Origin of the sequence: Streptomyces sp. NPDC016845, assembly GCF_044332585.1 — a bacterium.
Classification (GTDB): Bacteria; Actinomycetota; Actinomycetes; order Streptomycetales; family Streptomycetaceae; genus Streptomyces.
The window spans coordinates 146,912-155,996 of record NZ_JBIRPI010000021.1; the positions used below are offsets into that span (position 1 = coordinate 146,912).

At 71.5% G+C, this 9,085-nt stretch carries 8 protein-coding genes; 3 read left to right on the forward strand and 5 right to left on the reverse strand.

Annotated elements, in window-relative coordinates:
* Nucleotides 1-50: 50 nt before the first annotated feature.
* The 3 genes from otsB to ACH4RC_RS33980 form a co-directional block, all read right to left on the reverse strand.
* The gene (gene otsB, locus ACH4RC_RS33970; RefSeq protein ID WP_398207726.1) at nt 51-926 is read right to left on the reverse strand and encodes a trehalose-phosphatase; all 876 of its coding nucleotides are present in this window, start codon (nt 924-926) and stop codon (nt 51-53) included.
* Nucleotides 927-997: 71 nt separating this feature from the next.
* Nucleotides 998-1,225 (reverse strand): DUF3263 domain-containing protein, encoded by a 228-nt coding sequence (locus tag ACH4RC_RS33975; RefSeq protein WP_398207728.1) that lies wholly within the window; start codon nt 1,223-1,225, stop codon nt 998-1,000.
* A gap of 10 nt (nt 1,226-1,235) precedes the next feature.
* On the reverse strand, nt 1,236-2,450 hold the full coding sequence (locus ACH4RC_RS33980; protein WP_398207751.1) for an ABC transporter substrate-binding protein: 1,215 nt from the start codon (nt 2,448-2,450) through the stop codon (nt 1,236-1,238).
* Between the two features lie 241 nt (nt 2,451-2,691).
* Between ACH4RC_RS33980 and ACH4RC_RS33985 the strand changes: the two genes are divergently transcribed.
* The 3 genes from ACH4RC_RS33985 to ACH4RC_RS33995 all read left to right on the forward strand — a co-directional run bounded on the left by ACH4RC_RS33985 (nt 2,692) and on the right by ACH4RC_RS33995 (nt 5,864).
* On the forward strand, nt 2,692-3,642 hold the full coding sequence (locus ACH4RC_RS33985; protein ID WP_398207729.1) for an ROK family protein: 951 nt from the start codon (nt 2,692-2,694) through the stop codon (nt 3,640-3,642).
* A complete protein-coding gene (nagA, locus tag ACH4RC_RS33990) occupies nt 3,642-4,787 on the forward strand; it encodes an N-acetylglucosamine-6-phosphate deacetylase (RefSeq protein ID WP_398207730.1) in 1,146 nt (381 codons plus the stop codon). Before ACH4RC_RS33985 ends, nagA begins: the two co-directional genes overlap by 1 nt.
* A 147-nt stretch (nt 4,788-4,934) precedes the next feature.
* Nucleotides 4,935-5,864: a 1-phosphofructokinase family hexose kinase gene (locus tag ACH4RC_RS33995; RefSeq protein WP_398207731.1), complete on the forward strand. Its 930-nt coding sequence runs from the start codon at nt 4,935-4,937 to the stop codon at nt 5,862-5,864.
* Nucleotides 5,865-5,891: 27 nt separating this feature from the next.
* On the opposite strand, the gene ACH4RC_RS34000 is transcribed toward ACH4RC_RS33995, so the two are convergent.
* Together ACH4RC_RS34000 and cdgB are read right to left on the reverse strand one after the other, a co-directional pair.
* Complete coding sequence (locus ACH4RC_RS34000) at nt 5,892-6,863, reverse strand: carbohydrate-binding protein (protein ID WP_398207732.1); 972 nt, start codon at nt 6,861-6,863, stop codon at nt 5,892-5,894.
* 111 nt (nt 6,864-6,974) lie between these two features.
* Nucleotides 6,975-8,720, reverse strand: coding sequence for a diguanylate cyclase CdgB (gene cdgB, locus ACH4RC_RS34005; protein ID WP_398207734.1), 1,746 nt, complete (start codon nt 8,718-8,720; stop codon nt 6,975-6,977).
* Nucleotides 8,721-9,085 lie beyond the last annotated feature (365 nt).

Here is a 9,085-nt window from a genome sequence, read left to right on the forward strand (position 1 = left end):
GGGGCGCGGGGAACTGCGCGAGCAGCCACGGCTTACGCGCGCCCGGCCCGTCAGTGCGCGATGTTGCGGGCCAGATGTGCGAGCAGGGACGCCACTTCGCCCGGGCCGTCCACCACCAGGTCCGCCCGGTCCGCCAGCTCCGGGACCTCCGCGCTGCCGCTGCAGACCAGGACGCCCGGGACGCCGTCCAGGCGGAGTTTCTCTACCGCCGCGAAGGCCGGGAGGTCGCCGAGGTCGTCGCCCGCGTACAGGACCGACTCCGCGCCCACCTCGCGGACGTACTCCGACAGGGCCACCCCCTTGTCGACCCCCGGGGGGCGCAGCTCCAGGACCATTCGGCCGGGCTCGACCACCAGACCGTGGCGCGCCGCCAGCGCGGTGAGCGGGGCGCGCAGGGTCTCGAACGCACCCTGCGGATCCGCCGCACGCCGCGTGTGGACCGCGACGGCCCGCCCCTTCTCCTCGACGTACGTGTCGTGCCAGAGCCCGGCCTCGTGGAGGACGCCGGGGAGTTCGGAGCGGACGGCGGCGACTCCGGGGTGCGGCGCGGGCGCGCGCACCGTACCGCTGACCGCGTCCCAGCGCTCCGCGCCGTAGTGCCCGAGGACGACGAGGTGTTCGAGGCCGGGCACACCGGCGAAGCCACCGTGGCGGACCGCGACCCCGGCGGGCCGCCCCGTGATGACGGCGACGGAGGCCACCCGGGGGGCGAGCGCGGCGAGCGCCGGGACCGCGTCGGGGTGGGCCCGGGCCTGCTCGGGGTCGGCGACGATGGGCGCCAGCGTTCCGTCGAAGTCGACGGCGATGACGCTCCGCCCGGGGCGGGCGACGATGGCGGCGAGGCCGTCACGCCCGGCGGCGGTGGAAGGGGTCGGAAGGTCGTCCGGGTGATCGTCCCGGTGGTCGTCCGTGCGATGGCTGCCCATGCGGTCGACTTTATCCACAGGCGGCCCCGCTAATCATGGCCCGCGACACACCCGGCACACCCCGGAGGGTCTCAGCGTTCGCGCCGCCGGCTCTCCCGTACCCGCCGCAGCCTGTTCACCGTCACCGGCGCCAGTTCGAGCGCCCGCGGATCGTCCAGGAGGGCGTTGAGGAGCTGGTAGTAGCGGACCGGCGCGAGGTCCAGCTCTTCGCGGATCGCGCGCTCCTTCGCGCCGGGCGTCTCCCAGCCGCGCCCCTCGAACGCGAGCACCGCCCGCTCACGTTCGCCGAGGGAGTCCATGCCCGCCACGCTACTCGGCGGCTTCCGCCGCCGCCGCCTGGTTCTGGATCCGGCCGAGGACCGCGCCCGCGCTGTTGTCGGGGGAGACAGCGGTGCCGATCCGGTCCTTGATCTCGGCGCTGACGGAAGCCCAGGACGTCTTGCCGACGGGGTAGATCTCGGCGTTGGCGAGGCTCTCCAGGAACGGCCAGAGCTTCTTGTCCCGGTCGGCGGCGGACATGGCCTCGGAGGCGCTGTTGGTGACGGGCAGGAGGTCGTACTCGCGGGAGAACTCCAGGACGTTCTTCTCGCTGTAGACGTAGTTGAGGAAGTCGCCGACCTCCTTGCGGTGGCCGTTCTGCTTGAACGCCATCATCCAGTCGGCGACGCCCATGGTGGACGCGGCCTGCCCGTCAGGTCCCGGCAGCGGCACGGTGCCGTAGTCGACGCCCTGCTTGGCGGCCATCCGCATCAGCGTGGGGTGGCCGTTGAGCATGCCGACCTCGCCCTTGGCGAACGCGGCGAAGGCACCGGCCCGGTTGAGGTCGGCGGGCGCGGTGGGCCCGGTGAGGCCCTTGCCGACGAGGTCGTTCTTCAGCCATTCGAACGTGGCGACGTTCTGCTTGGAGTCGATGGTGTACGAGCCGACGTCGTCGGTGTAGCCGTCGCCGCCGCTCAGCATCCAGATCATGGTCTCGGCCTGGGCCTCCTCCCGGCCCAGCGGCAGCGCGTAGGGGATCTTCACCCCGTCCGCCTTGAGCGCCTTGGCGTCGGCCTCCAGCTCGTCCCAGGTGGTGGGCGGGGTGAGGCCCGCGTCCTTGAAGAGCTTCTTGTTGTAGAAGAGGAGGCGCGTGGAGGAGGCGAACGGCATGCCGTACTGGATGCTGTCGACCTTGCCCGCGTCGGCGAACTGGGCCAGGTAGTCGGCCTGGGTGGGCACGTTGAGCAGCTCGCTGACCGGGTAGAGCTTGCCGGCGGCGGCGTAGTCGGCGTAGGCGCCGATCTGCGCGAGGTCGGGGGCGCGGCCCTCGTCGACCATGGTCTTGACCTTGGCGTCGACGTCGTTCCAGGAGTAGACGTCGACGTCGACCTTGGTGTTCGGGTGGTCCTTCTCGTACGCGGCGGCCAGCTTGTCCCAGTACTTCTGGCTGCTGTTGGCCTTGGAGTCGCCGTAGTCGGCGGCCACGAGCTTCAGGGTGACGTCGCCGGAGCCGGAGCCGCCGCAGGCGGTGAGCGTGCCCGCCATACCCAGAGCGACCGCTGCCGCCGTCAGACCGGTGATGTACCGCTGCACCGCTGTTCCCACCCTCGTATGTGTGTCACGTCGTGTGTCACGTGTCGTACGTTGCATCGGTGCCGGGGGTCACCCGGCATCGAACATAAGGTCTACACCACCCCGCGCCCGGGCCGGAAAACAGGGCCGTTCGCGCGCAAGATCGTGCGAATGGACTAGACCTCTCAAGGGTGTTCGCGCGACACTGTGCCCCGTGGAACATGTCATCGCCCTGGACGTGGGCGGCACCGGGATGAAAGCCGCCCTGGTCGGGGCGGACGGCACGCTGCTGCATCAGGCGCGCCGGGCGACCATGCGCGAACGCGGCCCCGACGCGGTGGTCGAGTCGATACTCGGCTTCGCCGCCGACCTGCGCGCGTACGGCGAGAAGCACTTCGGCGAGCCCGCGGTGGCCGCCGGTGTAGCGGTGCCGGGTGTCGTCGACGAGGCGAACGGGATCGCCGTGTTCGCCGCGAACCTCGGCTGGCGGGACGTGCCGATGCGGGCGCTGCTGAGCGAGCGGCTCGGCGCCATCCCCGTCGCCCTCGGCCACGACGTGCGCACCGGCGGGCTCGGCGAGGGCCGCCTCGGCGCGGGCAAGGACGCCGACCGGTTCCTGTTCATGCCGCTCGGCACCGGGATCGCCGGAGCCATCGGCATCGAGGGCCGCATCGAGCCCGGCGCGCACGGTTCGGCGGGCGAGATCGGCCATGTCGTCGTACGGCCCGGCGGCGTGCCCTGCGGCTGCGGCCAGCGCGGCTGCCTGGAGCGGTACGCCTCCGCCTCCGCCGTCACCCTGGCCTGGCAGGCGGCGAGCGGCGAGAAGGAGGCCACGGCGGCGGACTGCGCCCGCGCCGTCGACGCCGGGGACCCGATGGCCGTCAAGGTGTGGCAGGACGCCGTGGACGCGCTCGCCGACGGGCTCGTCATGGCGCTCACTCTCCTGGACCCGCGCACCATGATCGTCGGTGGCGGTCTCGCCGAGGCCGGGGAAACGTTGTTCACGCCCCTGCGGGCGGCGGTCGCGGAGCGCGTCACGTTCCAGACCCTGCCCAGAATCGTCCCGGCCGTCCTCGGGGACACCGCCGGCTGCCTGGGCGCGGGTCTGCTCGCCTGGGACCTGCTCGACAACACATCCACCGATAGCGCGGAGGTAACCGCCTGATGGCCACAGCAAAGGTGCTCGCCGGTGCCCGGGTGGTACTGCCCACCGGGACCGTCACCGACGGACGCGTCATCGTCGACGGCAGGACGATCGTGGGGAGCGCTCCCGCGGACGCCGAGGCCGTCGACCTGTCCGGCCACTGGGTGGTGCCCGGCTTCGTCGACATGCACAACCACGGCGGTGGCGGCGCGTCCTTCACCTCCGGCACCGTCGAGGAGATCCTCAAGGGCGTCCACACCCACCGCCTGCACGGCACGACGACGGTCGTCACCTCGTTCGTGACCGGCGAGAGCGACTTCCTCGTCCAGCGCGCGGGCCTGCTCTCCGAACTGGCCGAGCAGGGCGAGATCGCGGGCATCCACTTCGAGGGCCCGTTCATCTCGCCGTGCCGCAAGGGCGCCCACGACGAGACGCTCCTGCGCGACCCCGACCCGGCCGAGGTCCGCAAGCTGATCGACGCGGCGCGCGGCAAGGCCAAGATGGTCACCCTCGCCACGGAACTGCCCGGCGGGCTCGACTCCGTACGCCTTCTGGCCGAACAGGGCGTGATCGCCGCGATCGGCCACACCGACGCCACGTACGAGCAGACCGTGGAGGCCATCGACGCGGGCGCCACCGTCGCCACGCACCTCTTCAACGCGATGCCCGCCCTCGGCCACCGCGCGCCGGGACCGATCGCCGCGCTCCTGGAGGACGAGCGGATCACCGTCGAGCTGATCGACGACGGTACGCATCTGCACCCGGCCGCGCTCGAACTGGCCTTCCACCACAAGGGTGGTGAGCGCGTCGCGTTCATCACCGACGCGATGGACGCGGCCGGCTTCGGCGACGGCCGCTACATGCTCGGCCCGATGGAGGTCGAGGTGAAGGACAGCGTGGCGCGGCTCGTCGAGGGCGGCTCCATCGCGGGCTCGACCCTGACCCTGGACCGCGCGTTCAAGCGGGCCGTGACCATCGACAGGCTGGCGGTCGAGGACGTCGTCCGCGCGATCTCCGCCAACCCGGCCCGGCTCCTCGGCGTCGACGACAAGGTGGGCTCCCTGGAGCCCGGCAAGGACGCCGATCTCGTCGTCCTGGACGCCGAGTTCGACCTCAAGGGCGTCATGCGCAAGGGCGAGTGGATCGTCGAGCCCCAACTGGGCTAGAAGGCGGGGCGGTTGGTCCGCGGGCTGGGCCAACCGCCTTGACTTTGGCATGATCAACCCCCGTAACTGAAAGCGACACCGTACGTACGCGTGCCTGTCGCGCCAGAACCGCGTCTCCGCCGCGTCTTTCCACTGGGGGGAGGTCCTGTGATCCTCACAGTCACCTTGAACACCGCGCTCGACATCACCTACCGGGTCGACGCCCTGCGTCCGCACGCCTCGCACCGCGTCCGCGAGGTCACCGAACGGCCCGGCGGCAAGGGGCTCAACGTGGCCCGGGTGCTCGCCGCCCTCGGCCACGAGGTGGCGGTCACGGGCTTCGCCGGCGGCGCCACGGGACGTACGCTCCAGGACCAGCTGCTCGGCGCCGACGGCATCCGCGACGCCCTGGTCCCCGTCAGCGGTCCGACCCGCCGCACGATCGCGGTGGTCGACGCGGCGAGCGGTGACACCACCCAGCTCAACGAGCCGGGCCCGCTGATCTCCCCCGCCGAGTGGACCGCCTTCCAGGAGGCGTACGAGCACCTCCTCGCCTCCGCCTCCGCGGTGGCCCTGTGCGGCAGCCTGCCGCCCGGCGTCCCCGTCAACGCCTACGCGACCCTGATCCGCGCGGCGCGGTCCGCCTCCGTGCCCGTACTCCTGGACACCAGCGGCGAACCCCTGCGGCGCGGCATCGCGGCCCGCCCCGACATCGTGAAGCCGAACGCGGACGAGCTGGCCGAGCTGACCGGGTCGCACGAACCGGCGCAGGCCATGAAGGACGCCCGCAGGCGCGGCGCGCACGCCGTCGTCGCCTCGCTCGGCGCGCAGGGGCTGCGGGCGCTCACCCCGGACGGCACCTGGCAGGCGCCCGCCCCGGACCGGCTCAGCGGTAATCCGACGGGCGCGGGCGACTCGGCGGTCGCGGGCCTGATCTCCGGCTGCGTGGAACACCTGCCGTGGCCCCAGCGGCTCGCCCGCGCGGTGGCGCTGTCGGCGGCGACGGTGGTGGCGCCGGTGGCGGGCGAGTTCGACGGCCCGACCTACGAACGGCTGGTGCGCGAGGTACGAGTGACGGACCAGGCCAGCGCGGCCTGATCCGTCACGAGGGGTCCAGCGGGGGCGTCAGCCGTTCTGCAGCCACATCTGGTCGATGTTGGCGTCGCACTTGTTGCCCTCTTCGCAGGAGACGGTGATCGCGTTCGTCCCCTTCGTGAGCTGGACTATGGCCCACGTGTTCGTCCAGCCCTTCTCCCAGTCGCCTTCCTTGGCGTGGGCGAAGTTCGTCATGTTGAGCGGCCGGGTCTGCTTCGTGCCGTTCACATTGATCGTGGCGTCGGAGTCCTTGCCGGGCACGCCGTAGTTCACGTACAGCTTGTACGAGCCGTCCTTCGGGATGTCGTTGACGGTCCAGGTCAGGCTCGCGCCGACCTTGTTGAACCCCGCGACGTAGATCCCGCCGGCCGCCTTCGCGCCCTGCACGTCGGACGCCGTGCTGGTGCCGCCGTCCAGCTTCAGCGCCTTCGCGTCGGTCTTCGGCAGATCGGCCGGCGCCTCGGCCGTGGCCGACTTCGACGGCGTCGCGCTCGGCTCCACCGTCTGCGAGTCCGCGGACGGGGTGCTGCCCGCGTCGTTCTTCCGGTCGTCCTCCGAGCCATTGCTCAGCATGGCGACGCCGATGCCGATCACCACGGCCGCCACCACGGCGACCGCGCCGATCAGCAGCGCCTTGGTGTTGGGCCCACGGCCCCGGCCGCCACCGCCGCGCGCGGCCTGCGGCGAACCCGGCTGCGCGGGCGCGCCACCACCGGGCAGCGTCTCCGGCGCCTGGTAGTAGGCGTTCGGCTGGCTGTAGGCGTTCGGCTGCTGGTACGCGGCGGTCTGCTGTTGCTGCTGCTGCGGCACCTGCTGCTGCCCGTACTGGCGCTCACCGACCGCGCGAACGTGGTGGTGCGAGGAGCGGGTGTGCGGGTAGCCGTAGCCGCCGCCCCCGCCGCTGGGCGGGGTCGCCCCGGCCGCCTGTCCGTCGGCGTACAGATAGCCGAACGGATCGTCGTCCTCGGGCGTGGTGCTCGCGCCGTTGTTGCCGGGCGCCATCCCTGATCACTCCTCACGCGTTTGCCTACCGGGCGAGCGTACCCGCTGCGGGGACCCCGAAGACGTGGCCTTGACCTCACCGGAACCTGTGGAATCAGCCGTTCTCGCCGGTCAGCCCGCCCGCCGGTGCTGCTTGGCACGTGATCTTTTCTCTACGTACATGCGCTGGTCGGCCGAGCTGAGGACTTCTTCGGCCGTCATGCCGCAATGGGCCCAGCCGATGCCGAAACTCGCCCCTACCCGCACCGCCCGGCCGTCCACGCGGATCGGCGGAATGATGGCGTTCCGCAACCTGACGGCGAGATCCTGCGCGTCCGCGGCGCCGAGCCCGTCGGCGAGGACCACGAACTCGTCGCCGCCGAGCCGGGCGACCGTGTCCCCGTCCCGCACCCCGTTGGTCAGCCTGCGGGCCACCTCGATGAGGACGGCGTCGCCCGCGTTGTGCCCGAACCGGTCGTTGATCGACTTGAAGCCGTCGAGGTCGCAGAAGAGGACGGCGAGGCCCTTGGTGCCGTCGTCGACGCCGGTTCCGCCGCCGTCGGGCCCGTCCGGGGAGGTCAGGTGCACGTGGTGGTCGAACCCGTCCAGGCCGCCGAAGCCGTCGCCGCTCTCGAAACCGTCGTAGAGGCCGGACTGGTTCGGGACGGCGGGGACCGACCCGACGGACCCGATCGCGCCGTAGTCGAAGTCGTGCCCGTGCGGGCCGTGCGGGCCGTGATCGCCGTAGGCGGCGTCCAGCGAGTCGATCGCGCTCGGCCTGCCGGTCTCCAGCGGGCGCTGGCACAGCCGGGCGGAGAGCCGCGAGCGCAGCTCCGCGGAGTTCGGCAGGCCGGTCAGGGAGTCGTGCGAGGCGCGGTGGGCGAGCTGCAGCTCGCGGCGCTTGCGCTCCTCGATGTCCTCGACGTGGGTGAGCAGGAAGCGGGGCCCGTCGGTGGCGTCGGCGACGACGGAGTTGCGCAGGCTGACCCAGACGTAACTGCCGTCGCGCCGCGCCAGCCGCAGCTCGGCCCGCCCGCCCTCGGCGGAGGTGCGAAGGAGGGTGCCTATGTCCTCCGGGTGCACGAGGTCGGCGAAGGAGTAGCGGCGCATCGCGGTGGAGTGCCGGCCGAGGAGGCGGCACAGCGCGTCGTTGGTCCGCAGGATCAGCCCGTGCTGGTCGCCGCCCATCTCGGCGACGGCCATGCCGGAGGGCGCGTACTCGAAGGCCTGGCGGAAGGATTCCTCACTGGCCCGCAGCACCTGCTGCTCCCGTTCGAGACGGACCAGGGCGCGCTGCATGTTGGCCCGCAGACGGGCGTTGCTGATCGCGATGGCGGCCTGGAACGCGTACATCTGGAGCGCCTCGCGGCCCCAGGCACCGGGCCTGCGGCCGTTGCGCGGGCGGTCCACGGAGATCACGCCGAGCAGTTCACCGCCGGAGCCGCCGGTCGCGTACATGGGCGCGAAGAGGCGGTCGGAGGGGTGCCACTCGTCCTCGAAGCGGGGCGGCGGCCCGTCGGTGAACCACTGCGGCACGTCGTCCTCGTCGAGGATCCAGCCCTCCGTGTACGGGATGAACCGCAGGTCGCCCCATGCCTCGCCCATGCTCAGGCGGCGCTCCCAGGACTCCTTGGAGCCGACGCGGCCGGTGATGAGCGCCTCGGCGGCGGAGTTCCCGGCGAACGCGGCGACGACCAGGTCGCCGTCGGGCCGTACGAGGTTCACGCACGCCAGCTCGTAACCGAGCCCGGTGACGACGCCGTCGGCGACCGTCTGCAAGGTGTCGGCCAGGCTGCGGGCGGTGTTCATGTCCGCCATCACCTGGTGCAGCTGATGCAGGGTCGCAAGACGGACGTAGGGCTCCGACTCGGTCTCCATGCTCAGTTCTCCCCGAGACCTCGACAGCACTCCAGAATTCTGATCGGCTCTCTACGCGCACGTGCATGAGCACGCTCATATCGCAGCGTCAACGCCACTGAATCACAGCGAGCTGCCCACTCGGTACACAGGGTCAACAAAATATGGCGCCTGTGACTCAAGTCACAGGGTGTGCAAGGGGATTGAACCGGTTACCTGGGGGAACCCTGTGAGTTTGCTTACTTTCCGGTCGCGTCCTGAGCGGGCCTCGTGACGGTCCCCCGGGTCCTAGTAGGGCTTGGTCAGGTCGGTTGTTGTGGTGCGTGTCCTTTCAGCGCGGTGTGGCGTTGAGAGTGTGTGACTCCGGACGAGATTGCTGTAGCACG

Excerpts from the sequence above, each read along its gene's own strand:
- nagA (WP_398207730.1), top strand. The coding sequence starts at position 3,642 with ATGGCCACAGCAAAGGTGCTCGCCGGTGCCCGGGTGGTACTGCCCACC.
- ACH4RC_RS33980 (WP_398207751.1), bottom strand. The coding sequence starts at position 2,450 with ATGGCGGGCACGCTCACCGCCTGCGGCGGCTCCGGCTCCGGCGACGTC.
- ACH4RC_RS34000 (WP_398207732.1), bottom strand. The coding sequence starts at position 6,863 with ATGGCGCCCGGCAACAACGGCGCGAGCACCACGCCCGAGGACGACGAT.
- ACH4RC_RS33975 (WP_398207728.1), bottom strand. The coding sequence starts at position 1,225 with ATGGACTCCCTCGGCGAACGTGAGCGGGCGGTGCTCGCGTTCGAGGGG.
- cdgB (WP_398207734.1), bottom strand. The coding sequence starts at position 8,720 with ATGGAGACCGAGTCGGAGCCCTACGTCCGTCTTGCGACCCTGCATCAG.
- otsB (WP_398207726.1), bottom strand. The coding sequence starts at position 926 with ATGGGCAGCCATCGCACGGACGACCACCGGGACGATCACCCGGACGAC.